Origin of the sequence: Bradyrhizobium ganzhouense, from assembly GCF_049949285.1 — a bacterium.
GTDB classification, from domain to species: domain Bacteria; phylum Pseudomonadota; class Alphaproteobacteria; order Rhizobiales; family Xanthobacteraceae; genus Bradyrhizobium; species Bradyrhizobium ganzhouense.
In genome coordinates this window covers 553,227-575,582 of record NZ_CP181318.1, presented here as the reverse complement: position 1 = coordinate 575,582, position 22,356 = coordinate 553,227, and the positions used below count along the sequence as shown (strand labels likewise).

Sequence of the window (22,356 nt, the reverse complement as noted above, 5' to 3'; positions counted from 1 at the left end):
TTCAATGATGTATGAGTTCGCCGTTTTGTTCTTAGTGGTGCGCCAGTTCACGACAGGGCACGCTACCACGCCCTTCCCGCGGCGGCGCCCGCGTCACGAATTATTCCGGCGTCGTGCGGCTCGCCAGGGCGTGAGCCGCGGAATCCAGCGCGGGACGTTGGCCCGGAAATCCTCGTACTCCGTTCCGAACGTACGAACGAGCGCCGGCTCCTCGGACCACACGACAAACGCGTGGAAGACAAGCCACGCTAACGCACCGTACGCAAGAAGGCGCTGGTCGCCGAACAAGGCGGCTTGGCCCAGAATGACGGCGACAAGGGCAACGTAAATAGGATTGCGCACGTAGCGATAAAGACCCGTCACCACGAGGTTCTGCGTCGGTGCGATCGGCGCCGGCGTGCCCAATCCTTGCAGCGCAAAGCGTGCAAACGAGTCGACAATGCCGGGTAGTCCGGCGACGATCAACACGATCCCGACGGCGCGCGTTGCGTCGAGATCGAAGAAGGGCGGCCGAAACTCCCAATGTGTAATCCACCATGGAATGAGCCCCGCCACCGTGGTGGGCGCAACCGCAAAGAAGAGGGCGGAGCCCAATATCGCGATCGTTTTCGGCACGGTACCTCCTTCCCGTCCTGTCGCAAGGTTAGTGTAACCATGTCCCGTCAGCGCGTTCAGCGGAATTAGGCGGTGGCCCCATCCAAAATCCGGGTGATCATCATAGCAGTATCATCGGCAGCTCACGTCCGCCCTGGGCAGCAGTCGAGCAAAATTGAACGTTGCATCATAGCGCCACGGCGTAGCAATGGTGCCCATCTTCATCTGCCGTGGCGCGCCATCTCGCATGATGGCTCTAAACTAGAATCTCTCCGCGGCTCCCTCATCCAGCTGCGGCGGCGGTTAACAGTGCCAGGATCAGCGGAAACACGATTCTCGGAACCGCCAGCAGCAAACGTCCGCCGCTCACTCTGAGCCTGCTCTGCTCGCGAAACGTCGTTCCCTCCGGGCTCGCACCCGGAGGTTCAACGCGTCTGTCATAGAGGTGCGATGTCATCGCTCAAGCTTCCCGATATCAGAAAGGACTTGCAGTCGGTCGAACGACCAACTCGCTGACGTCGACGTCATCGGGCTGTTCGATGGCGTGAGCGATCGCCCGGGCGATGGCATCCGCGGGAATCGCGATCCGGCGAAACGTCTTCATTTCGTTGCGGCCCACTTCGTCGGAAATGCTTTCGGCGAGCTCCGACTCGGTGACACCGGGGCACACGACCGTCACACGGATCTTATCGGTCTCCTGACGCAACCCATCCGAGATGGCCCGGACCGCGAATTTGGTCGCGCAGTAGACCGCCGCCGTGGGCGTCACGCGGAGGCCGCCGATCGACGAGACGTTGATGATCTGCCCAAAACCCTGGGCTTGCATCCCCGGCAGGACGGCAGCAATGCCGTGCAGGACGCCGCGAATGTTGACGTCGATCATCCGGTCCCAGTCGTCGACCTTGAGCGAGGCGAGCGGCGAGAGCGGCATGACGCCGGCGTTGTTGACCATCACGTCGACACGCCCGAACTGCTCCTTGGCGTAATCGACAAATGCTTGTGTGTCCTGACGGCTGACGACGTCGAGGGCACGCATCCGAACCGATCCGCCGGCGGCGGCGATGGTCTCGGCCAGCGCCTTGAGACGATCTATCCGGCGAGCGCCGATCACCACATGCGCGCCGTTCGCAGCGAGCAGTTTCGCCGTCGACTCGCCGATGCCGCTCGAGGCCCCCGTGATGGTGACAACTTTTCCTCTGATGTTGGACATGACTAATTCCCGTTCTTCCTTGCTTGATGGTTACGCGTCTTGCGATGCCGGCAGCGAGACCATCGAAAAGCGCCGCAGATCGAGCTCACCTTCCACGAGGGTCGGAATCAGCGCGATGAATGCCTGCATATGCGGGAGCGTGAAGTGCGTCGCGAGGTCGTCGGCAGAGCGCCAGTTCTCGTAGACGCACCAGATGTCCGCGTCGGCATCGGAACGATGGAGGTCGTAGTTGATGCAGCCGGCCTCCTGGCGAGATGGCGCGACCAGCGCCAGCAACTGGCGGCCCAGCTCTTCGGATTGGCCGGATTTTGCGCGAATGAAGGCGATATTTGTCACTTTGGTCATCGGTTGGCTCCTGTTTGGGTGGTGAAATCGGTGCTGAGCGTGAGACTTTCCCAGCGAATGAGGTCTTCCTCGAAGCGGTCGAGACGTCCCCTGGCTCGATCGAGCGCATCGCTGCCAAGCACAAGGTTCAGCGGCGGCTCGTCTGACTCGACAGCCTCCATGATCGCCGTGGCGCCGCGATCGGGGTCGCCGAGCTGCCGCCCATCCCTGGTCAGGAGCCCATCAACGGCGCGCCCGCTTGTGACGGCGTAGTCGTCGATGCTGCAGGATGTGCGAAGCACCGAACGGATCGACAGAAACTCGGTCCGGAACGCCCCGGGATTGACCACGGTCACCCAGATGCCGAACGGCGCGACTTCCTGCGCCAGACTGTATGACATGCTGTCCAGAGCGGATTTCGTGGCAGCGTAGAGGCCGGCTCCGGGCGTGGGCGCAATGCCGGCGATCGAGGAGATGTTGACGATGTGCCCGCGCCGTTGCTCGCGCAGCCGCGGCAGCGCCGCGCGAATGAGTGCGAGCGGACCAAAGAAATTGACCGCGAAGACGTGATCCGCTTCGCCCGGGGTCGAGGCTTCGATGGATCCGAGCAGGCCGTATCCAGCATTGTTGACGATCACGTCGAGCCGACCATGACAAGCAAATGCCGCTGTAATGGTGCGCGCGATCTGATCGCGGTCAGTCATCTCCAGTGGTAGGACCGTGAGATTGTCCGCGGCGAGGCCGACGGGCTGTTCGCCGCTGCGGGTGGTGCCGATCACCAAGTCACCCCCGGCCAACACGGCCTTGGCGAGCGCATGGCCGAGCCCCCGCGCGATGCCAGTGATGAGCCAGACTTTCTGAACCATGGGATTCCCCTTTTCAGCTGCGAACGGCCGACTTGTCGGCCGGTGCTGAGGGGAAACTAGTCGGGCGCGACCGATCCGATAATCGCGGGAATTCCGGACGGGCCTTTCAGCTCAGCCGCATAATCGGGCGAGTTGGCATCAGCGCCCGGCTGCGTTCGCCTTGACGAAGTCGATGAAGGCACGAAGAGCGGGCGCCATCTGGCGTTGCTGCGGATAGCAGACGTAAAATCCCGGAAAAGGGGCCGAGTACTCCTCAAGAAGCGCGACAAGCTTGCCCTGCTCAATCAAGGGCTTGAGCTCCTGTTCGATCCAGAAGGCAATTCCCATCCCCTGAACCGCCGCGTCAATGGTCATGGTCTGTTCGCTGAGGATGAGCGGACCATCAACCTCGACCTCGAACCAAGCATCGTCCTTGAAGAACTCCCAATTATAGGGAGTCACCCGGCCCGACCAGCGCCAGCGTATGCATTTGTGCGAATGCAGATCCTTCGGCGCTTCGGGACGGCCGTGGCGGGCAATGTAGTCGGGCGATGCTACGGCAATCTGTCGCATCTCGCCGCCGAGCTTCACGCCGACCATATCCTTTTCCAAAACCTCGCCGAGGGTAAATCCAACGTCGAAGCCGCCCGCGACCAAATCCACGATCGCGTCGTCCACCAGGATATCGAGCTTGATGTCGGGATAGGCCGCGTGGAAAGCGGAAAGGATCGGCGCAACGTAGATCCGGAAGGCGTGGCGCAAGCATCGGACCCGCACGATCCCGGCGGGCCGATCCCGGAAATGCCCGACATCGGAAAGCGCCGCATCGAGTTCGGCAAGAGCGGGCCTGATGCGCAGCAGCAGCCGTTCGCCTGCTTCGGTCAGTGAGACGCTGCGGGTCGTGCGATGGATCAGACGAACGCCCAGCCGTTCTTCGAAGGTGCGGATGATCTGGCTGAGAGAAGACGGGGAGAGCCCCAGTTGTTCGGCAGCTTTGGAGAAGTTCCCCTGCTCGGCGACGGCGACGAAGGCACGAAGATCGGTGTTTCCGGTAGCCCGCATTCAAAAATCCAAGGAATTGAATCGTTTATGTATCTGAACCTAAACAACCCATGCGGTCCAGAACGGATTATATCTCGCGCGTTCACCTCCTAGCTTCCGATCATTCGGCATCGAAGCCCCTATCGCTCTCTCAAGCGTGCCGAAAGAACCGCAAGCTAAGGAGACTACAATGACTGCCATCTTAACGGCCGCAAATGAAGTCGAAGGCAAGGTCGCCATCGTGACCGGAGCCGCTAGCGGCATCGGCCGCTCCATTGCAGAGTTGTTGCATGCCCGCGGGGCCAAGGTGATCGCTGAGGACATCAACCCCGACGTCGAGCGTCTGAGGAAGCCCGGCATCGTGCCTTTCGTAGCGGATGTCGCGCGGGAGGATGCCGCCAGCAAGGCCGTCGCGCTGGCGATCGAGCACTTCGGCAAGCTCGACATTCTCGTGAACAACGCCGCACGTATCATGAGCAAGCTCGTGGTCGACATGACCCTGGACGATTGGAATGCGATCATGTCGGTGAACGTCAGCGGCGCCTTCCTGCATTCGCGCGAGGCCATGAAGGCGATGATACCCAACAAGAGCGGCGCGATCGTCAACATTGCCTCCTATGCCGCCTATTTCGCCTTCCCGCAGATCTCGGCCTACACCTCGTCCAAGGGTGCACTGGTGCAACTGACGCGGACGTTGGCTCTGGAAGCCATCGAACACGGCATTCGCGTCAACGCCGTCGGCTCCGGCGATGTGGTAACGAATATCTGGGCTGGCAAAATGGAAAACGGACAGGGCTTCCTGGCCAATCACGGCGGCAAGGCGCCAATCGGCCGCGCCGCGGAGGCAAACGAGATCGCCGAGGTCGTGGCGTTCCTGGCTTCCGACAGAGCGAGTTTCATGGTCGGTTCAGTGGTCATGGCCGACGGCGGCATGAGCGTGAAAATCGGCTAGTCCGGCTTTCGGGTGGGGCCACGCGCTCCACCCGAAACCGTCCAATCATTGCGGACGTCCTGGTTTCCAATCAATTCGGTTGCGGCTAGATCACCGACAGCAGTCCACCATCGACAAGAAGCGCAGTACCGGTCACGTAGCTCGACAGATCCGAGCCAAGATAGGCAACGGTATCGGCGACTTCCGACGGCTTGCCGAGACGCCGAAGCGGTGTACGCCGGCGAAAACCTTCAGACGCTTCCGCGATATCCGGTGTCGTCCGGAGCAGGTGTGTATCGATTGTCCCGGGAGCCACGGCGTTCACGCGAATCCCGTCCGGCCCGAGAGCATCGGCTAACGCTTTCGCCATAAGCACGACACCGCCTTTGCTGGTCGAATATGCGACAGTGATTCCCGCACCGGCAATTCCACCCATGCTCGCCATCAGCACGATGCTGCCGGACCTTTTGAGCGCCTTCATCTGCCGGGCCGCAGCTTGTGCGCCAAACAGAACCCCGTCGAGATTGACAGACATGAGCCGCCGGTAATCTTCCTCAGGAACGTTCGCGCCATCCGACCGCAATGTGATACCGGCGTTAGCGACGAACACGTCGACGCCGCCGAACTCGCTCGCCGCATCCACGAGCGCATCGTTTTCAAATTGTTTGCTGACGTCGGTGCGATGAAACCGAGCAGCCACGCCGAGTTTTTCGATCTCCGCCACCGTCGGTTCACCTCCCTCTCGCGGCGCTTCGGTCACATCGGAAACGATGATAGCCTTCGCTCCGTGTTGTGCTGCGCCGATCGCGATAGCACGCCCGATCCCGCTCGAAGCGCCGGTAACGACGACGACCTTGCCCTTCAGAATGTCGCTCACTGTTCTCTCCTCTATAGGCTCTGGATGATTGCGCGGGCATTCGAATACCCAAGGTAAGTTCGGATGCACGCGTGGCTCGGATGGATCGCGTGCCGTTCTCCGATGACCGAGGTCGCATCGCGCAGCCTCAGGGCACGAGAATGGGATTTGTGCCAATCTTGCGCGCGATGTAGTCCGCATGCGCTTGTGCCGCATCAGCGAGGCGGTAGCGCTGAAGTTCTATCTCGCCGAAGATGCCGTCTCTCCACTGATTGAAGACCTCAGTCGCCGCCCGGGCGAGCATGGCGCCTTTCACGGTCGCGGCCGCGCTGGCGTGGCTGACCTTCAGGCCGCGCGCTGTCAGTATTTTCTGATCGACGTCGGGCGAACCCGAGGCGGCGCCAATGGTGAAGATTGCTCCGCCATCCCGCACGTTGTGAACGGAGGCCGCAAAGGTTGCCTTTCCAACGAACTCGTAGACGACGTCTACACCCTCGGGGACGACGGCGCGTATCCGGTCAGCAAGGTTGGCCTCGTCGGAGGCGAGAACGTGATCCGCGTCAGCCGAAATGCGTGCAAGTTTGGACCGTGAGCCCACCGCAACCACGGTTGCGCCCAGAGCCTTCGCCCAGCGTGTGACCAACGTACCGACGCCGCCCGTCGCCCCCTGAACCAAAACCCTGTCGCCAGCTTTGACCTCGTGCAGCTTCTTGACTGCCAGCCATGCCGTCACGCCTTTGGTCATAAGACCAGCGGCAATTTCGGAAGGCACGTCGGCCGGCAAATGCACCAGGGGAGCGATGTCGATGAGCCGCTCGGCGGCATAGGCACCGGGTGCGAAGAAATAGGCGACACGATCGCCGACCGCAAAGCCGTCGGTCTCTGGGCCGGCTTCGGTGATCACGCCGGAGGCCTCGACACCGGTCACAAACGGAAGGTCGGCACTGAAGGCTCCTGAGCGGAACATTGTGTCGACGAAGTTTACACCGATCGCTTCCTGTCGGAGCTTGACCTGACCTCGACCGGGGACGCCAACAACGTCTTCCTCAGAAACAAGGACCGACGGCTCGCCGGTGCGCCGCATGCGGATGACGACAGACATGATATTCTCCTGATGATCTCGATTGCTTAGCGAGAGAAGTGACCCAATCCCTCAGGCCTGCGGCAGAGGCGCGATCGCACCCACCTGCTGCATGACCGAATAGAGGTTCGCTACGCCCCAGTGCTCGATGATCTTGCCGTTGATGACGCGCATCGCATCGACGGTTTCGAAGCTGACCTTGGTGCCTTTGCCGGGAATGCCGAGGAAGTTCCCCCGATGGGTGCCATGATAGGTCTTGAAGGTGGTGACCACGTCGCCATCAACGCGCTGCCAATGAATCTCCGGCGTGAAATCGGGAAAAGCTTCGCGCAGCCGCTTGTAGAGGACGAGCACGCCCGCCTTGTCGCGGGTGCCGCCGGGTTGTGGCGTGTGATCGAAGAAGTCCTCCGCAAAAAGTTCGTTGAACAAGGCCCAGTTTCCTCCACCCTGCACTTCTTCGGTGTTACGGCGAACCACGGCCTTTGCCGCTTCGCTGATGACGTTGGTCATGATGATCTCCTGTCAGCCTGAATTCGTTTTGCGCACGCAGTCCGGTCGAGCGCCGCGGTGATTGTTGTCGATCAGCCGAAAAGCTTGGCTGCCGTCCTGGCGACCAGTTCGCCCTGATGGCGTGCACCGGCCAGATCGGTCTCGGTCGGCTGGCGCGAACCGTCACCGCCGGCAATCGTGGTGGCACCGTAGGGCGCACCGCCGACGATCTCGTCGACCCTCATCTGCCCTTGATGGCTGTAGGGAAGCCCCACGATCGTCATGCCGAAATGCAGAAGATTGGTGAGGATCGAGAACAGCGTCGTTTCCTGGCCGCCGTGCTGCGTGGCGCTCGATGCGAAGGCGGCACCGACCTTGCCGTGCAGCGCACCCTTCGCCCACAGGCCGCCGGCCTGATCGAGAAAGGCCGCCATCTGAGACGACATCCGCCCGAAGCGCGTGCCGGTCCCGACGATGATCGCATCGTAGTTTTCCAGATCGGCCACGGTTGCGATCGGGGCAACCTGATCGAGCTTGAAATGCGCGCCCTTGGCAATCGCTTCCGGAACAGTCTCCGGCACGCGCTTGATGTCGGCCTGGGCTCCGGCGCTGCGCGCGCCTTCCGCGACAGCTTCGGCCATTTTTTCGATATGGCCGTAGGACGAGTAGTAGAGGACGAGAACTTTAGGCATCGGACGCTCCTGAATTCTTGAGACGCCGATCTAAAGCGATTTTTCTTATCGATATAACTGGTATAATATGGATCGAAACGTTCGAGAAAATAGATATGAGCACCGACCCCGGCACGCCGACCCTTGATCAGCTAAAGGTGTTTCTGACCGTCGTCGACGTCGGGAGCTTTGCCGGGGCGGCCCGGAAGCTCAACCGCGCGACTTCCGTGATCAGCTATTCGATTGCCAATCTTGAAGCGCAACTCGGAGTCACGCTGTTCGACCGCGAATCGACGAGGAAGCCTCAATTGACCGAGTTCGGTCGCACCGTACTTGCGGAGGCTCGAACTGTTTCTAACGGAATCGACGGGCTTCGCGCCAAGGTGAAAGGCCTCCTTCAGGGCCTTGAGCCCGAGGTCCATCTCGCGCTTGATGTGATGCTGCCAACTACGCGCATCGTCGATGCATTGAAGGCATTCCGCACCGAGTTTCCGACCGTCACTCTCCGCCTGCACATGGAGGCGTTGGGCGGGGTCACACAACTGCTGCTCGATGGGGTCGCGACGATCGGGGTGAGCGGACCGCTGCCCGGTGACGCGGGCGTGACCGGCGTCGAACGCATCGGCGTCGGCAACGTCGTTCTGATCCCCGTCGCCTCGCCGGATCACCCTTTGGCGCGCGCTGGCAAGAACAAGCCCGGGGCGGGACGGGATCACGTTCAGCTCGTATTGACGGACCGTTCGCTCCTCACGGGCAAGACCGATTTCGCCGTGGTCAGTCCGCGCACATGGCGTCTCGCCGACCTCGGATCCAAGCACATGCTGCTGAAGGCGGGCATTGGCTGGGGCAACATGCCGGTGCCGATGGTGCAGGAAGATCTCGATTCAGGACGATTGGTTCATCTCGATTTGCCCGACACCAAAGGGGGCATCTATAGCCTCGAGGCCATCTATCGGGCCGATACGCCACCCGGCCCTGCCGCTGCCTGGCTCATTGCGCGGTTCGAAAGCCAGGTTCCGAATGCGACGATAACGGCAAAGCCGGGCCGGAAGCCTTCGAAGACATCCGGTAAGCAGAAGAAGAAAGGTGGTCGTGCCAAGTCGTGATGGCCAGGACGCGAACCGCCACGAGATCAATGCGCAGTTTGTCCGCCTGCTTTCGCGCCGCGTCGATCCATGGCTGGCCATCCTCGCCGGCGATCAAGACGAACTCGCCGCCGTGCACGAGAGTATTGAGCGCCGGAGGATGCGAACAGCTTAGCACAAGCTCTCAAGCAATCTCGCAACGGCCTCCGCCCCAGGATCGGGATGCCCTAGCAATTGTTCCGCGCTGATGTAGGCAGCTCTTCCAGCATGCGCCTTGGACATCGTGACCGTCAGGTTCGCCCCCTCTCTTGCGGCGCGGGCTGCGTAGGCCAGCCCCTGCGGCAAGGCATCGAGGGCGGGCAGGAGCGCGTCGATCATGGTTCTGTCACCCGGCTGCGCGCCGCCCACTTCCTGCATCCTTGCTAATCCAACCTTGAGCGCGCCTATCAGGCCGTGCCCGTTTGATACTGCATCCCCTGCGGCAGCGAAGAAGATCGCCAGCAGCACACCCGAAGAGCCCCCCATGGTCTGGCTGAGTTCCTGCCCCAATGCGCGATAGAGTTGCGTGTGGTCCGACAGCGGAAGCTGACCAATGTTTTGGATCAAGGCGCTCGCCGCGCTCGCAAGGGTTGTTCCGGTGTCGCCGTCTCCTGCTCTGGCATCGAGCGCGTTCAGATCTGCCTCGGCGGCGATCAGCGCCTTGCAACATCGGATGAGGAATTCCTCTGTTGCTGGATCGGCGGAAGGAGTTGGCCGCGGGCGAGCTAACCCATCGGGCAACGGCACGATGCGAGGTGCCACGAAAGGCTTGAGCCCCGGCCAGGTACGCAGTGGCGTTTCCGTGGTCAGCAGTTTTTCGTCCTCGGCGCTCAGCGAATAAAGCGTGAGCGAAAAGCCATGCATGTCGAGTGCCGTCATCATCGCGGCAGGACCAATGATATGGGAAACCGAAGGACCGATGGAGGACTGCCGCAGTTCTTCTGCAAGGACCGACATTTCAAGGGCCGTCGTGGAGCCGAGATTGTTCAGAAGCGCCGCATAGCTATTCCCGTTCATCCTTGGGATAAATCTTGCGACGGCATCAGCCATCGCCTGACGTGCGCCAAGATAGGGAAACTTCGCAGCACCAGCTTCGCCGTGAATGCCAAGCCCTAGCTCAATCTCTCCCGATCTGATTCGGCTTTCCTTGGGCGAACCAGGCACCGTGCAGGTGTCCAACGACATCCCGATACTCATGACATTCGACGCGGCGCGACGCGCCGCTGCAGTCACTGCCTCCAGGTCGCCTCCACTCTCGGACACCGCGCCAGCGAGCTTGTGCACGAAGAGAGTTCCAGCAATGCCGCGAGGGCGGCTGATGTCCGGGATGGCGATATCGTCTTGGACAATGACCATGGTCACTTTCCTGCCCAATGCACGTGCCCGCTCAGCGGCAAGACCGAAGTTCAGGCGATCGCCGGTGTAGTTCTTGACGATGAGGACACAGCCGGCAGCTCCTGTCACGGCCAGGATTCCTGCCAATACCGAATCGACGGACGGAGAGGCAAAGACGTCGCCACAAACGGCCGCCGTCAGCATGCCCGGGCCGACAAAGCCAGCATGGGCTGGTTCATGCCCAGACCCGCCGCCCGAGATCACGGCTACGCGGGACTGATCCCAATCCGACCGAGCGATCACGCGTACAAATGGGTAACCGTCCAACCTGACTAGCTGGCCACCAGAAGCGGCAACCAAGCCGTCGAGTGCCTCTTGAACGATGTGTTCCTTGGAGTTGATGAATTGCGCCATTCCGATTGTCTCTTTGTTTGGGACATCAGGCCCGAATCCAACTCCTCGCCGGGCACTGGGAGGTAAGTGCCCGGCGAGGTGGCGTGGCCGATGCCTGTGCCCGGTCCTTTGTGTGACCGAGATCGCGCCACGCTTCGGTACGCACGCCGCCAGCGCCGCTGGTTCTGTCAGTTGATCACGTTGTTGTAGAATTTCGCTTCGACGTCAGGCATGTCGATCGCCGCGAGCTCCTTAGGCAGCGCATAAGCATCGGCATCGGCATGAACCTTCGCCTTGTCGAAGTCATTCGCTCCTGCGATGAATTCATTGGTGACATAGCGGGTGGTATCGATGTCGATACTCGACTGGCCGATGGTCTTGAGGATCTTGAAGAAACTATCCCAAGCCGGAATGTTGTGCTCTCCCCAGCCTGCGCGTGCCGCCATGTTGCCCTTGAAGGTGCGGTGGATCTGCATGAGGCTTTCAGTGCCTGCTCGCGGACCGTAGTTTGCCTTGGTCGTCGGCAACGCATTGAACACGATATCTGCGGCGGCGCGCGGGTTGCGGTCGGCGAATTCGCTGCCCATAGCCCAGCCCTTCAGGTACTTCTTCAGGAACGTCAGCCGATCGGGATCCTGCAGATCGGACCTGCGCACGACCAACGAATTCGACGGCAGGGGTGAGCCGCGCATGCCCAGCCAGTAGTCGAAATTGAGACCCTTCGCGCCCAGATCGGCCCTTAGACCCTCCCAGGCGAGGCAGGCATGACCCTGTCCGCTGGCAAGCGCAGTTGTCCAGGTCGGCCAGCCCGCCTCCACATAGGTGATCTTCTTGGGATTCACGCCGACGGCGGCAAACATTGGGTCGCAGATCGACTGCCAAGCTGCCGACCCCACAAGCACGGTCTTGCCTTCGAGCTGTTTCAGATCCTTGACCCCCTCGCCTTTGCGGAAGGCGACGTTGAAGAGATCGAGAAAGCCGCTGCCGAAGACCGAAACAAGATCCATACCCGCGTTGACCCCGAACGACAGGACGCCCGGCGAGGGAAAACCGATGTCGGCCTGTTGCACCGCCAGGAATTTCACCACCGCGGTCCCGTCTGAAGGACCTGGCTCCATACCGGTCTCAGCGCCGAGGTCCCCGAAGTAGCCCATCTTCTTGGCCACCCAGTAAGGGTAGTCGTCCATCACCTCGACTGTGCCGCGCGGCGAGATCCAGGTGAAGGGCGACTTGTAGGGTTTGGCTTGAGCCGTACCCGGGGTCAGCAGGCAGCCGCCGAGAACGGTGGTGGTCACAAGGCCGGTGGCGCTGACTTGCAGCAGCCGCCGACGCGTCATCATTTGGTGAGTCATAAGGTCTCCTCCCTCGTTGATTGGGCCGCAGTGATTGTATTTCCCGGGTCGAGCGCGGCGTTTCGCCCGTTCCTGGTCAGCTTTCCCAGCCGGCCAGCCTTTTTCCGAGCCAGAAGAAAAAGGCGTAGATCGTGATCCCGGTGACAGCGAGGATCACGATGCAAGCAAAGAACTCCGGCATTCGAAGCGTTGAAGAATAGGTCGTCAGGCGACTGCCAAGCCCGAACCCACCGCCCGACATCTCGGCGCCAACCGCGGTGATCATGCCGAAGATCGCCCCGATCATCAGGCCTACGATCACCATCGGCATTGCCATCGGAATGCGGATCTTTGTGAAGATCTGCAGGGTCGATGCCCCGCAGGATCGCGCCAGCGCAATCTTCATCGCGTCGACGCGCCTAAATCCGGTGGCTGCGTTGATCATCACCATCGGACCAGCCGCAAGAGCGACAGCGATGACCCTCGGTGTAAATCCGAAGCCGAAGTTCAGGATCAAGAGCGGCACGAGTGCCAGCATCGGCGTGGTCACCAGCAACAAAATGTAGGGTGTGATCACTTTCTCCACGAACGGGAATTGCGTGATGACCGCAGCCAGGACCAACCCGATCGACGCTCCGATGGCATAGCCTGCAAAAAGCTCGATCAGCGTGTAGGAATAATGCTCGCAGATGGTCGCGATCTCGTGCGAGAAGAACACGCTGGCGATGGCCGAGGGGGTGGGCAGGATGTAGCGCGGCACCTCGAACAGACGCAGAAGCAGCTCTCCTCCGCCGATGACGAGCAGGGCCACCGCGATGATCGCGGCGACTTCTTTGCCCCCTTGGTCGCCAAGCCCGCGGGCAATTCCCGTTGCGCCCGCGATGCCGGCACCGGTCTGAGTTGTCTGGCTCATGGTGGTACCCCTCATCGTGCCAGGACGGCAGCTGGCGTGGCCGGCCGTTGGTGCTGAATGTCGTGCTTGATCATGTTGACGAGGTCGAAGAACTCGCGCGATTCCATCAGGTCGAGAGACCTTGGCCGCGGAAACGGAATGTCCACCATTCGCGCGATTTGGCCTGGCCGCGCGCTCATGATGTAAACTTTGTCGGCCAGAAACACCGCCTCTGCGATAGAGTGGGTGATCAGGATCACCGTCTTGCGGGATTCCAGCCAGATCTCCTCCACCAGCTTGTTCATCTCGTCGCGGGTGAAGGCGTCGAGCGCCCCGAAGGGCTCGTCCATCAGAAGGACCGCGGGATCACTGGCCAACGCGCGCACGATGGATGCGCGCTGCTGCATCCCTCCCGACAGTTCGCGAGGCATCTTGTCGCCGAAACCGCCTAGCCCGACCCGCTGCAGGAACGTATCGATCCGCGCGGCATCTGGGCGCGTTCCCCGAATCTCAAACGGAAGCTCGATGTTCTTGCGGATCGTCCGCCAAGGCAGAAGATTCGCATCCTGAAACATCATGCCGATACTGGGATGCGGGCCGGTGATCCATTCCTCGCCAAGCGCGATGGCGCCTGAGGTCAGCTTGTGCAATCCCGCGATCGACCAGAGCAGCGTGGTCTTGCCGCAACCCGAGGGTCCGACGACGGCGATGAATTCGCCCTGCCGCACCGTCAGATCGACGTCCTTCAGCGCGTGAACTTCGCCCGATTGCGTCCTGTAGATCTTGGTTGCGCCCCTGACGTTGAGCGCCTTGCCCTTGGTCTGTTGCATCTTGCACGCGTCCTCCGGCGCGATGGTCGGGACATGCCCCTCCGTTCCCCGCAGCGACAGCGCGGGGGCGGTTCAAAACCGATTTTCGAAATCGTCAGATGGCGAGCAGTTCACTCAGGTGACGATCGACCTGCTCCATGTATCCCGGCTCGAATCCGTTCAGGCCCATGTGACCTTCGGGCGATTCGATCACTCGAAACAGAGCGCCCGGCACAAGTCGACAGTCGGCCTCGCATTCGTGTGGGGGAAAAAAGCCGTCGTGGCTGATAGGCATGACCATCGTCCTTGCCTTGACCCGCGCCAAGGCGCGGGCGAGGTCGCCCGCGGTGTGCCGCGACACGTTAGCCCGCTGCCATTTGTGCATCTCGCACAACAGGACATTAGGGTCCATCGGCTCGAAGTAGGCCTTCATCACGCCGTTGATGAAATCGTCGAGCGACGACATGCCGATTATGCTGCGCCAACGTTCCTCCTGGTAGAACTGCGGAGACCAGCCCAGTGTCGCCACGATCCGCGCCATCCGGTCCATGCCCTCGCGCACAGCGAGGCCCGAGGCATACCAGCCGCCGTTCCAGCAAGGGTCGGACATGATCGCCTCTTGCAGAGTTTCGACAAAGACCTGCTGGTGCAGCGAAATGCGGGCCGTCGCAGCAATCGGCGCCGCCCGTTCAACCATCATCGGATAAGCGACAATCCATTCATAAACCTGTTGCCCACCCATCGAACCACCGATCACAAGGGCTAGCCGTTCGATCCCGAACAGGTCTGTCAACATCTGGCGCTGAGCGCGGACATCGTCGCCAATTGTCAGCTTCGGAAACTTCGCCATCGCCTGTGGCGCGGGGGTGTTCTGCGGCGACGACGACACGCCGCTGCCGAGCTGATCCACGATGACAATGAAGTACCGGTCCGGATCAAGCGCGTGGTTCTGGCCGACATATACGTCCTCCATCACCTTGCCGGTTCCCGAGAACCAGGTTGTCACCAGAATGGCGTTGGATTTTTCTGCGTTCAGCTTGCCGAATGTGCGGTAGGCCATCTTTGTACCGCGCAGTGTTTCGCCGCTTTCAAGGATGAAATTGCCGAGTTCGTAAAGCTTGAACTCGCCTTGCGTTTCGCGGCTGTAAAACGGGTTCTCGATCATGACGCCACTCAGTTCAGGCTTTCTGAAACTGCATTGAGGCCCGCTTGCGCGCAGCTTTCGTCCTGATCCTCGCTGGCGCCGCTGACACCGATCCCGCCGACGACATCGCCCGCCCCGGTCTTGATGGGTAGGCCGCCTGCAAACGCCACAAGGCCGGGCACAAAGTCCGCGCCTGATGTTGCCGCGAGCAATTGTCTCGTCATTTCGTCTCCCCGCCCTTCCCTTCGCAAAACCACCCGTCTGAGATGGTTCAGCGCGGCACGATGATTTACGTGCAATAGGCGTTTACCAAGAGACGTGCGGAGCCATCTATCGCGAAGGTTCGCGATGCCGGTCAGGATCGTGGAGCACCGCTCCATCGATCTAGCATCTTGGGAATGCTGGTTTTCGTCAGGAGGAGACGTTCGCTGCCCGACCTTACGAAATGCGACCTATGTCCGCGCGACGCCCGCGGTTCTTCAGGCCATCAGCGCGTCGGTCCGCGCAAGCAGGCTGACCAAGGCGGAGGTGCTTGAAACTCCGGTCTTCTGCCGGATGCTTCGCAGCTGATGATCGATCGTGGAAAAGGACCTGCGGCGAATTCTGGCGATTTCCTTGTAACTCAGGCCTTTCGCAACCAGCCTGGCAACCTCGATTTCTGAGTCCGTAAGCGTTGCCAGCCAGGCCGTCGCTGAAACGCCCATCGATGAGGTCAATAGATAGCTACCCTGCGCCTCCGCATTCCGACGCGTCGGGTCTCGATCGGCAATCTCTTTGGCAACGGCAACGATCGGGTTAAGGACATCGACAACGGTCTGCTCGAAGCAATCATAAAGGCCGGATTCCCAAGGGGCAAAATGCTCGGTCCAATCGGCGCAGATCAGGCCGTAGCCGCCGCGTCCGGTCCGAAGCGCCCAGGCGAACTTTGATTTTGTCCGGGCGCCCGAAAGCCTTTGCCGAAGTCGCATCGTGATGCGGCTATCCTGCTTGATATCGGCAAAGATCACCGGGCGCGGACCCAGCCACATCGCCTGCATCGCGGCATCCCGATTGTCGACGGCTTTGCCGCCGAACGAGGGAACATCGTAGTTCGTGTCCTTTGCTTCCGCAAAACCGGGGAAATAGTCCCTTGCCTCGCGCATTCCGAAACCGGTGTCGACACGCTGGCATCGAAGTTCGGCCCGCAGCCAGTTGGTGGCGATCGACCAGCAGTCCGACAGGTCATCAAGATGAAGAAGCATGTGGGCGGCCAGATCGCGCGCATGGGCGTAGCGGATTGCACCGCGATCAAGAAGCTGGGTACGCAGCTTCCGCTGCGCTGCAAAGACATCCTCGCGGATATCCTCTGCAAGGGCGGGGGCATGCCACGCTTCCTGGCTTTGTGTGCCCAACAACTCCTCCCGATTCCGACTTCCCATCTCACCGGCCTACGCCTGGCGAAGTTCTCGGCAGATGGGCACCGGGCGACAAGACGCCTTCATTCGATCTTATGCCAGCTCCCTTCTAAGTCAAATCCGGATGGGTCAGTGGCAGATCGGCGGAGTTGTTGGACGGTCCGTAGAGAGGTGCCTTGATTGAGCTGGATGCGCTCCTCGAAGAGACGCTCGCACCTTTGAATGCAGGTGGCCAAACCGCATGTTCGGCCGGCGCTCCGAAAAAAGCCCGCACTTGCGGGAAGTGCGGGCTCGGTCATGAAGGTCATGACCAGTTTCGGGAGGAACGTCCCATGCGGGACCACGGAGCGCACGCGGCGAGACCGCGACGCAATTCGCAAATGCGGCTGATGGCAACTGATCCCTTGAGTTGAGGCACCATCTTGTCTGGCGTGGATACAGATTACGTTAGGACCTTCTCGCGTTTCGCGGTGGCGGCAAAGATATCGGCTACCTTCCCGGCAAGCGCTCTTCCAAGGTCCGCGTTGTTCTTGGCGGTGAAGTGAATTCCATCCACACCGTCGGTTGAGATCACGCTTCCAGCATCGAAGAAGTCGACCTTCATGAAGGCGGCGAGCGCACGATACTGATTGGCGAGTTCGATGGTCTTCTCGTGCCCTCCCTCAAACATTCCCTGGAACCACGGGTCCGGCAATTTGGCGAGTGGCGGCGGCGAGACGATGAGCACTTTGGGCGCGGGATAGATGGTGCCGACTCCGCCGCCCGAAGTGAGCACCTGTCCCGCCAGCTTCGACATACCGACCGCAATCTCGTAAGGCGTGCGGCGGAAATAGCTCTTGGTATCGTTGGTCCCGAGCATGATGATGGCGAGATCCAGCGGAAGATGGCTTGCGAGAGCTGATGGAAGATAGGCTGAACCGTTCAGTCGCGGATCAGCCGGATCATCGATCGATGTCGTACGTGCGCTTAACCCCTCCTCGATGATCTCGTAGTCGGGTCCCAGCTTCGCGGCCATGACGCCCGTCCATCGCTCAACATAGGGAAAACGGGTCGTGGGCGAGCCTTCGGGGACGGCAACCCATCCCCAGGTGAGCGAGTCTCCAAAGCACAGGATACGTTTCGTCATCGGTCCCTCATGAGTTTGATTTGGAACGAACGCCGTAGAAGATCGCGGCGAGAAGGATGATCAGCCCCTGAGCGATGAGCTTGCCTGGCTCCTGCACGCCCATGGTCGTCATGACCACGAACAGAAGGGCGAAGCAGAGGACACCGACGAACGGGCCCCACACAAGCGCAGGTCGGCCGAAAACCACGCCGCCCAATATGGTCGCCGCGATCGAGTTCATGACGAGCTCGGGTCCGAATCGCACGCTCCCGACCGCGATCGAGGACGTCTGAACCAGCGCGGCCACGGCAGACATGAGTCCACAGATCGTGTGCGCAAGCACGACCGTGCGTTCGACGGGCACGCCCGAGAAATGTGCGGATATCGGATTGCTACCGATCGACCAGACGAATCTGCCGAACACGGATCTACCGAGAAACGCGCTCATAAGTCCGGCGAGCGCGAACCAGAAGATGACCGGGGCCGGCAGCGTCCAGAACCTCAGGTTATAGAGCTCGCGGAAATACTTCGGCACATCTCCCGGCGGCTTGCCGTTCGCGAGATATTCGACCAATCCGATAAGAATGATGTTCAGCGCAAGCGTCACGATGACGGCGGAGGCTCTGCGCTTGCCCACGAGCAGGCCATTCGCAAGACCGGCCGACAACCCGACACCAAGGCACAGAAGAATGACCAGACAAACGGGCCAGTCGTAAAGAAGGCCGGAAGATATCAGATAGTTGACGAGCAGAATGACACCGCCCGCGGACAGGTCGATGGAGCGCGAGGAGATTACAAGGAGCTGTCCGAGAACGACGATACCGAGCGGCACGACCTGACGCGCAAACGTACCGAGGATCGCGACGTTCATCAGGTTGGGCCGCATCGCCCACAGGGTGACAAGGAGCACTGCGAAAACGATATAGGAAGGCGGCACTCGCAAAGCCGCGCGGGACAGATTGGAAAGTCTGTTCATGACCTACAGGCCAATCGTCTTGCGGGGCTGGAGCGAGATCACGGCAAGCAGGATCAGACCTTTCACGATGGTCTGGATGAAGGCTGAGACGTTGAGCAGGTTCATGCCATTTGCGATGACCGCCAGAAGCGCGCAGCCGATGACAGTGCCGTGGAGGCTGCCGATTCCCCCCGCAAGCTGGGTGCCGCCAAGCGCAACGGCGGTGATCGAGTCGACCGCATATTGCGTCCCGATGTTTGGGTCCCCCGAAACGATGCGACCCGCCAGAAAGATGCCGGCCACGGCGGCGAAACAGGAACTCAGGACATATGCGGCGAGGACATTGCGCTGTTCGGCGATGCCGAAGGTACCTGCCGTTTCGCCTCCGCCGATCGCGAAGAGGTGCAAACCGAAACGGGAGCCGTGCACCACCTTCCACGCCACCAATATTGCAACGATCACCCATATCACCGGCATGTAGATGCCAAAAAGCCGGCCGCTCACGAGAGCAAGAATCTCCGGTGGGACTGTGCCTCCAGCGGAGGGCCTGACAAACATCGTAACGCCCTGCACGATGCCCATCATGGAGAGGGTTGCGATGATTGGGTGCACTCTGAACGTGGTTACCGAGATCCCGTTCAGGAGGCCTATCGCTGCGGCCGCGAGCATCACCGCGGGCACCGAAACGTAGACCGGGACATTAAGCGACAGAATCCCCGTGGTCAGACTTACGACGGAGCCGACTGATAGATCGAGGCCTCTGACAAGGATCACGATCATCTGTCCGATGCTCACGAGGATGAGCGGCGCCGCCTGTGCGATCAGGTTGAGAATATTCTGTGAGCTCGCGAACTCAGCCGTCGAGAAGGCCAGGCCTGCACAACAGGCTAGAGCGACGATCAACGGGACCGTCCACAACCCGTCCCGCGAGTTTGCTCCCAGAATCATGCGACCAAGTTGGCTCATCGCTGTTGTGTTCCCCTCAACCATGCAGGGCGGCTTCGAGAATGGCGTGCTCGGTAGCCGATTTGGCCGGCATCTCGGCAACGACATGTTTGTCATGGATCACGTATAGCCGGTCGCAAAGCCCAATCAGCTCCAGGGTCTCTCGCGAGAGGACAACGACTGAACCGCCGGCGTTCGCATAGTCGCGAAGGAGCTTGTAGATCTCTGCTTTCGCGCCGACGTCGACACCTCGTGTCGGCTCTTCAATGATCAATATGTCGGCCCCCAGGGCCAGATATCGTCCCAGAAGAACCTTCTGCTGGTTTCCGCCAGACAGCGCGTTCACCGGCAGCGACGGCCTTGCAGCCTTTATGGAAAGGCTCTTCATCGAGTTTGCAATCACCTCGCGATGAGCCACAGCCGGCTTCAGTTCGAAATGCCGGCTGTGCAGTCCGATGGTGAGATTGTGCGCGAGCGAAAGATCAAGAAACAAGCCTTCGAGCTTTCTGTCCTCGGGCACAAAGCCGAGGCCTAGCGCCTGCATCTCGCGAATGCCGCGCTCCTCTGAGAGCGGGAAGGCGAACTCGCGTCCTCTGACGGCGACCTTGCCGCCGTGGGGCACGTATTCGCCGACGAGCGACCTGACGAGCTCCCTCTGCCCCTGCCCTTCCAGACCTGCAAGCGCGACGATCTCGCCGCGCCGGAGCACGATTGAACACGGCGTCGCGTCGGGAGTCAGTCGAAGCCCCTCAATCGAGAGAACGACCTCGCGCTGCGTTTGATCCGGCCTTGGCGGGAATAGCTCGCTCAGCTCGCGGCCGACCATCATCGCGATCAGCTGCTTGGGACGGATTGACGAAACCGGCACGGTGTCCACGTTGCGACCATCCTTCAGCACGGTGATGGTGTCGCAGACCTTGAATATCTCTTCCATGCGGTGCGAGATGTAGACGACAGCCTTCTGCTGCTTCTTGAGCGACAGAATCTGAGTATTGAGAACTTCGACGTCCGCGGCATTGAGCGCGGCCGTTGGTTCGTCGAGAATGACCACGTCGGCGCGTGCCGAAATGCCGCGGGCGATCTCCACAAACTGCCTCTCGGCGATCGAGAGATTTCCGACGAGGGCCGCTGGATCTAGTTTCAGGCCAAGGCCGGACAAAACCTCCTTCGCTTCCCGCTCCATCCGGGCCCTGTCGGTTACGCCGAACCTTGTGACTGGCTCCTTGCCAAGGAACATGTTCTCGGCAATCGACAGATTGGGAAGCAGCGAATGTTCCTGAAACACTGTCGATACACCTGCATCGAGCGCCTCGCGAGGCGAGGCGAAGCGGACGATCTGCCCGTTCTTCCGAATCATGCCGCCGTCGGGCTGAACGACGCCAGCCAAGATCTTCATGAGGGTCGATTTGCCGGCGCCGTTTTCTCCCATGAGCGCGTGAACGGATCCGGGAAGCAGTTGAAAATCGACGTTCTCGAGCGCGGCAATCCCCCCGAAAGATTTCGAGACGGATGTCATCTGGACAAGCGGCTGCATGGTCATCGCTTCGATCCAAAGCGGAATAAGTGGAAGGGATGCCGGCGCACCAAATGGGCGCCGGCACCAACGGAGATCAGTGCTTGCCGTAGTACTTCTGCAGATCCTGCTCGCTCAGGCTCGTGGGGAACCAGGCATTCGCGCTCAGATCCCTGCGATAATATTTCTTGGCTTTCTCCAGATCCCAGCCTTCGGGCTCATAGATGTAGCGCTTATGGAGTTGCTTGCCCTCGAGCAGAGCGACCGCGGCGCGCACGCCGGCAGCACCCTGTTCCGGACCATACTCCGGCGAGATGGAAGGGAAGCCGAGCTCAATCCACCTGGCAAAGAAGCCGTTATTGCCTTCGCCAGTGATAGGCGGAATCTTTGCGCCATATTGCTGAAAGACATCGACGCAGGCGCGGGTCATATCGGCACCCGATGACCAGATGCCATCGACCTGCGGATTATTCAGATAGAGGGTCTCGCAGACCTGCTTGCCGACGTCATATTGCCACTTGCCGGCGTCTTCGGCGATGATCTTGACGTCGGTACCTTTGATCGCTTCCAGAAGCCCCTTGTAGCGATTGATATCCTCAGGGTGCGCCGGAAGCCCACGCAAGACCCAGATCTTTCCCTTGCCGCCGAGCTGCTTGACAAGGAAGTCTCCCATCACCTTTCCGAAGTGGACACCTCCGCCCTGGATGTCGACAGTGTATTTGTCTGTCTCGGTCAGGCCTGTGTGGACGATAACGGGAATGCCGGCGGCGACGGCTTTTTCAATACCGGCATCGGCAGAGGTTGGCGTCAGCGGTGTCACGATGATCGCATCGACCTTTTGCGCAACCAGATCTTCGATGTCGGCGACTTGCTTGGCCTGACTGATGTTGGCGTCGAGCAGGATGAATTGACCAACTCGCTTGTCGAGCTTAGCGGCCGCTTCCGCGTCATGCGCCATCTGGACCGTCCAGGTGTTGGCGTTCACGCCAAAATGGCTCATCCCGATCTTCCATGGCCCGTCCTTCTTGAACTGGTTCGGTGCCGTCGTGCGCTCATCGCCCGGCCGTGGCGTGACCCCATTCATCAGGTTGACTTCCTGGGCGCGAGCCTGCGTCCAGGCAGCCAACGTCGCGGCGACAAGTCCAATTCCGAGAAGCTTAAGTCCCTGGTGCATGAATCCCTCCTTCAACGCAGTGGAAGCGCCAATTCTCTTTGGTAGGGAAAGCAGAGCGCAGGTCAGCGCGCGTCCGCCGCAGCACGGCGTACGTTGTCGCATCCATTCAAGTTGATGGATCGGCTCCTCTGGACGAAGAGCTTGCCTCTTGGCGTTCTACTCCCTGTGCTGGCAGGCTTTTCAGTCCGCCGCGAGCCTAC

24 protein-coding genes are annotated in these 22,356 nt (G+C 60.6%); 3 read left to right on the top strand and 21 right to left on the bottom strand.

Annotated elements, in window-relative coordinates; genetic code table 11:
- Positions 1-93: 93 nt before the first annotated feature.
- From ACLFLU_RS02740 to ACLFLU_RS02720, 5 genes are all read right to left on the bottom strand, one after another.
- The gene (locus ACLFLU_RS02740) at positions 94-615 is read right to left on the bottom strand and encodes a methyltransferase family protein (protein WP_426410829.1); all 522 of its coding nucleotides are present in this window, start codon (positions 613-615) and stop codon (positions 94-96) included.
- 454 nt (positions 616-1,069) lie between these two features.
- The gene (locus ACLFLU_RS02735; protein WP_426410828.1) at positions 1,070-1,804 is read right to left on the bottom strand and encodes an SDR family oxidoreductase; all 735 of its coding nucleotides are present in this window, start codon (positions 1,802-1,804) and stop codon (positions 1,070-1,072) included.
- 30 nt (positions 1,805-1,834) lie between these two features.
- Positions 1,835-2,149, bottom strand: coding sequence for a putative quinol monooxygenase (locus ACLFLU_RS02730; RefSeq protein ID WP_426410827.1), 315 nt, complete (start codon positions 2,147-2,149; stop codon positions 1,835-1,837).
- On the bottom strand, positions 2,146-2,994 hold the full coding sequence (locus ACLFLU_RS02725; RefSeq protein WP_426410826.1) for an SDR family NAD(P)-dependent oxidoreductase: 849 nt from the start codon (positions 2,992-2,994) through the stop codon (positions 2,146-2,148). Before ACLFLU_RS02725 ends, ACLFLU_RS02730 begins: the two co-directional genes overlap by 4 nt.
- Positions 2,995-3,132: 138 nt before the next feature.
- Positions 3,133-4,035, bottom strand: a complete 903-nt coding sequence (locus ACLFLU_RS02720) for a LysR family transcriptional regulator (RefSeq protein WP_426410825.1) — start codon at positions 4,033-4,035, stop codon at positions 3,133-3,135.
- Positions 4,036-4,204: 169 nt separating this feature from the next.
- Between ACLFLU_RS02720 and ACLFLU_RS02715 the strand changes: the two genes are divergently transcribed.
- The gene (locus tag ACLFLU_RS02715; RefSeq protein WP_426410824.1) at positions 4,205-4,966 is read left to right on the top strand and encodes an SDR family NAD(P)-dependent oxidoreductase; all 762 of its coding nucleotides are present in this window, start codon (positions 4,205-4,207) and stop codon (positions 4,964-4,966) included.
- Between the two features lie 85 nt (positions 4,967-5,051).
- On the opposite strand, the gene ACLFLU_RS02710 is transcribed toward ACLFLU_RS02715, so the two are convergent.
- The 4 genes from ACLFLU_RS02710 to wrbA all read right to left on the bottom strand — a co-directional run bounded on the left by ACLFLU_RS02710 (position 5,052) and on the right by wrbA (position 8,063).
- Positions 5,052-5,822 (bottom strand): SDR family NAD(P)-dependent oxidoreductase, encoded by a 771-nt coding sequence (locus ACLFLU_RS02710; RefSeq protein WP_426410823.1) that lies wholly within the window; start codon positions 5,820-5,822, stop codon positions 5,052-5,054.
- A gap of 127 nt (positions 5,823-5,949) precedes the next feature.
- Positions 5,950-6,903, bottom strand: coding sequence for a zinc-binding dehydrogenase (locus ACLFLU_RS02705; RefSeq protein ID WP_426410822.1), 954 nt, complete (start codon positions 6,901-6,903; stop codon positions 5,950-5,952).
- 51 nt (positions 6,904-6,954) lie between these two features.
- Positions 6,955-7,392 (bottom strand): ester cyclase, encoded by a 438-nt coding sequence (locus ACLFLU_RS02700; RefSeq protein WP_426410821.1) that lies wholly within the window; start codon positions 7,390-7,392, stop codon positions 6,955-6,957.
- 71 nt (positions 7,393-7,463) lie between these two features.
- On the bottom strand, positions 7,464-8,063 hold the full coding sequence (gene wrbA, locus ACLFLU_RS02695) for an NAD(P)H:quinone oxidoreductase (RefSeq protein WP_426410820.1): 600 nt from the start codon (positions 8,061-8,063) through the stop codon (positions 7,464-7,466).
- 95 nt (positions 8,064-8,158) lie between these two features.
- Between wrbA and ACLFLU_RS02690 the strand changes: the two genes are divergently transcribed.
- The gene (locus ACLFLU_RS02690; protein WP_426410819.1) at positions 8,159-9,148 is read left to right on the top strand and encodes a LysR family transcriptional regulator; all 990 of its coding nucleotides are present in this window, start codon (positions 8,159-8,161) and stop codon (positions 9,146-9,148) included.
- Positions 9,129-9,302, top strand: coding sequence for a hypothetical protein (locus tag ACLFLU_RS02685; RefSeq protein ID WP_426410818.1), 174 nt, complete (start codon positions 9,129-9,131; stop codon positions 9,300-9,302). The genes ACLFLU_RS02690 and ACLFLU_RS02685 overlap by 20 nt, the downstream gene beginning before the upstream one ends.
- Here the strand turns inward: ACLFLU_RS02685 and ACLFLU_RS02680 are convergent.
- The 12 genes from ACLFLU_RS02680 to ACLFLU_RS02625 all read right to left on the bottom strand — a co-directional run bounded on the left by ACLFLU_RS02680 (position 9,299) and on the right by ACLFLU_RS02625 (position 22,171).
- Entirely contained in the window at positions 9,299-10,915 is a 1,617-nt protein-coding gene (locus ACLFLU_RS02680) for a dihydroxyacetone kinase subunit DhaK (RefSeq protein ID WP_426410817.1), read from the bottom strand. The genes ACLFLU_RS02685 and ACLFLU_RS02680 overlap by 4 nt on opposite strands.
- 167 nt (positions 10,916-11,082) lie before the next feature.
- The gene (locus tag ACLFLU_RS02675) at positions 11,083-12,246 is read right to left on the bottom strand and encodes an ABC transporter substrate-binding protein (protein ID WP_426410816.1); all 1,164 of its coding nucleotides are present in this window, start codon (positions 12,244-12,246) and stop codon (positions 11,083-11,085) included.
- Between the two features lie 76 nt (positions 12,247-12,322).
- Positions 12,323-13,138, bottom strand: a complete 816-nt coding sequence (locus ACLFLU_RS02670; RefSeq protein ID WP_426410815.1) for an ABC transporter permease — start codon at positions 13,136-13,138, stop codon at positions 12,323-12,325.
- 11 nt (positions 13,139-13,149) lie between these two features.
- Complete coding sequence (locus ACLFLU_RS02665) at positions 13,150-13,947, bottom strand: ABC transporter ATP-binding protein (protein WP_426410814.1); 798 nt, start codon at positions 13,945-13,947, stop codon at positions 13,150-13,152.
- A gap of 94 nt (positions 13,948-14,041) precedes the next feature.
- Positions 14,042-15,091: an alpha/beta fold hydrolase gene (locus ACLFLU_RS02660; protein ID WP_426410813.1), complete on the bottom strand. Its 1,050-nt coding sequence runs from the start codon at positions 15,089-15,091 to the stop codon at positions 14,042-14,044.
- Between the two features lie 8 nt (positions 15,092-15,099).
- Positions 15,100-15,294, bottom strand: a complete 195-nt coding sequence (locus ACLFLU_RS02655) for a heme-binding protein (RefSeq protein ID WP_426410812.1) — start codon at positions 15,292-15,294, stop codon at positions 15,100-15,102.
- 255 nt (positions 15,295-15,549) lie between these two features.
- Complete coding sequence (locus ACLFLU_RS02650; RefSeq protein ID WP_426410811.1) at positions 15,550-16,461, bottom strand: response regulator transcription factor; 912 nt, start codon at positions 16,459-16,461, stop codon at positions 15,550-15,552.
- 445 nt (positions 16,462-16,906) lie between these two features.
- Positions 16,907-17,590, bottom strand: coding sequence for an SGNH/GDSL hydrolase family protein (locus ACLFLU_RS02645; RefSeq protein ID WP_426410810.1), 684 nt, complete (start codon positions 17,588-17,590; stop codon positions 16,907-16,909).
- Between the two features lie 7 nt (positions 17,591-17,597).
- Complete coding sequence (locus tag ACLFLU_RS02640) at positions 17,598-18,545, bottom strand: ABC transporter permease (RefSeq protein WP_426410809.1); 948 nt, start codon at positions 18,543-18,545, stop codon at positions 17,598-17,600.
- A gap of 3 nt (positions 18,546-18,548) precedes the next feature.
- On the bottom strand, positions 18,549-19,490 hold the full coding sequence (locus ACLFLU_RS02635; RefSeq protein ID WP_426410808.1) for an ABC transporter permease: 942 nt from the start codon (positions 19,488-19,490) through the stop codon (positions 18,549-18,551).
- Positions 19,491-19,506: 16 nt separating this feature from the next.
- On the bottom strand, positions 19,507-21,003 hold the full coding sequence (locus ACLFLU_RS02630; RefSeq protein ID WP_426414202.1) for a sugar ABC transporter ATP-binding protein: 1,497 nt from the start codon (positions 21,001-21,003) through the stop codon (positions 19,507-19,509).
- Positions 21,004-21,079: 76 nt separating this feature from the next.
- Entirely contained in the window at positions 21,080-22,171 is a 1,092-nt protein-coding gene (locus ACLFLU_RS02625) for an ABC transporter substrate-binding protein (RefSeq protein ID WP_426410807.1), read from the bottom strand.
- Positions 22,172-22,356 lie beyond the last annotated feature (185 nt).

Bases quoted from the DNA above. Each gene is read 5' to 3' on its own strand.
- ACLFLU_RS02635 (WP_426410808.1), bottom strand. From the start codon at position 19,490: ATGAGCCAACTTGGTCGCATGATTCTGGGAGCAAACTCGCGGGACGGG.
- wrbA (WP_426410820.1), bottom strand. From the start codon at position 8,063: ATGCCTAAAGTTCTCGTCCTCTACTACTCGTCCTACGGCCATATCGAA.
- ACLFLU_RS02675 (WP_426410816.1), bottom strand. From the start codon at position 12,246: ATGACTCACCAAATGATGACGCGTCGGCGGCTGCTGCAAGTCAGCGCC.
- ACLFLU_RS02660 (WP_426410813.1), bottom strand. From the start codon at position 15,091: ATGATCGAGAACCCGTTTTACAGCCGCGAAACGCAAGGCGAGTTCAAG.
- ACLFLU_RS02655 (WP_426410812.1), bottom strand. From the start codon at position 15,294: ATGACGAGACAATTGCTCGCGGCAACATCAGGCGCGGACTTTGTGCCC.
- ACLFLU_RS02665 (WP_426410814.1), bottom strand. From the start codon at position 13,947: ATGCAACAGACCAAGGGCAAGGCGCTCAACGTCAGGGGCGCAACCAAG.
- ACLFLU_RS02645 (WP_426410810.1), bottom strand. From the start codon at position 17,590: ATGACGAAACGTATCCTGTGCTTTGGAGACTCGCTCACCTGGGGATGG.
- ACLFLU_RS02680 (WP_426410817.1), bottom strand. From the start codon at position 10,915: ATGGCGCAATTCATCAACTCCAAGGAACACATCGTTCAAGAGGCACTC.
- ACLFLU_RS02730 (WP_426410827.1), bottom strand. From the start codon at position 2,149: ATGACCAAAGTGACAAATATCGCCTTCATTCGCGCAAAATCCGGCCAA.
- ACLFLU_RS02700 (WP_426410821.1), bottom strand. From the start codon at position 7,392: ATGACCAACGTCATCAGCGAAGCGGCAAAGGCCGTGGTTCGCCGTAAC.
- ACLFLU_RS02630 (WP_426414202.1), bottom strand. From the start codon at position 21,003: ATGCAGCCGCTTGTCCAGATGACATCCGTCTCGAAATCTTTCGGGGGG.
- ACLFLU_RS02735 (WP_426410828.1), bottom strand. From the start codon at position 1,804: ATGTCCAACATCAGAGGAAAAGTTGTCACCATCACGGGGGCCTCGAGC.
- ACLFLU_RS02715 (WP_426410824.1), top strand. From the start codon at position 4,205: ATGACTGCCATCTTAACGGCCGCAAATGAAGTCGAAGGCAAGGTCGCC.
- ACLFLU_RS02725 (WP_426410826.1), bottom strand. From the start codon at position 2,994: ATGGTTCAGAAAGTCTGGCTCATCACTGGCATCGCGCGGGGGCTCGGC.
- ACLFLU_RS02690 (WP_426410819.1), top strand. From the start codon at position 8,159: ATGAGCACCGACCCCGGCACGCCGACCCTTGATCAGCTAAAGGTGTTT.
- ACLFLU_RS02670 (WP_426410815.1), bottom strand. From the start codon at position 13,138: ATGAGCCAGACAACTCAGACCGGTGCCGGCATCGCGGGCGCAACGGGA.
- ACLFLU_RS02720 (WP_426410825.1), bottom strand. From the start codon at position 4,035: ATGCGGGCTACCGGAAACACCGATCTTCGTGCCTTCGTCGCCGTCGCC.
- ACLFLU_RS02705 (WP_426410822.1), bottom strand. From the start codon at position 6,903: ATGTCTGTCGTCATCCGCATGCGGCGCACCGGCGAGCCGTCGGTCCTT.
- ACLFLU_RS02640 (WP_426410809.1), bottom strand. From the start codon at position 18,545: ATGAACAGACTTTCCAATCTGTCCCGCGCGGCTTTGCGAGTGCCGCCT.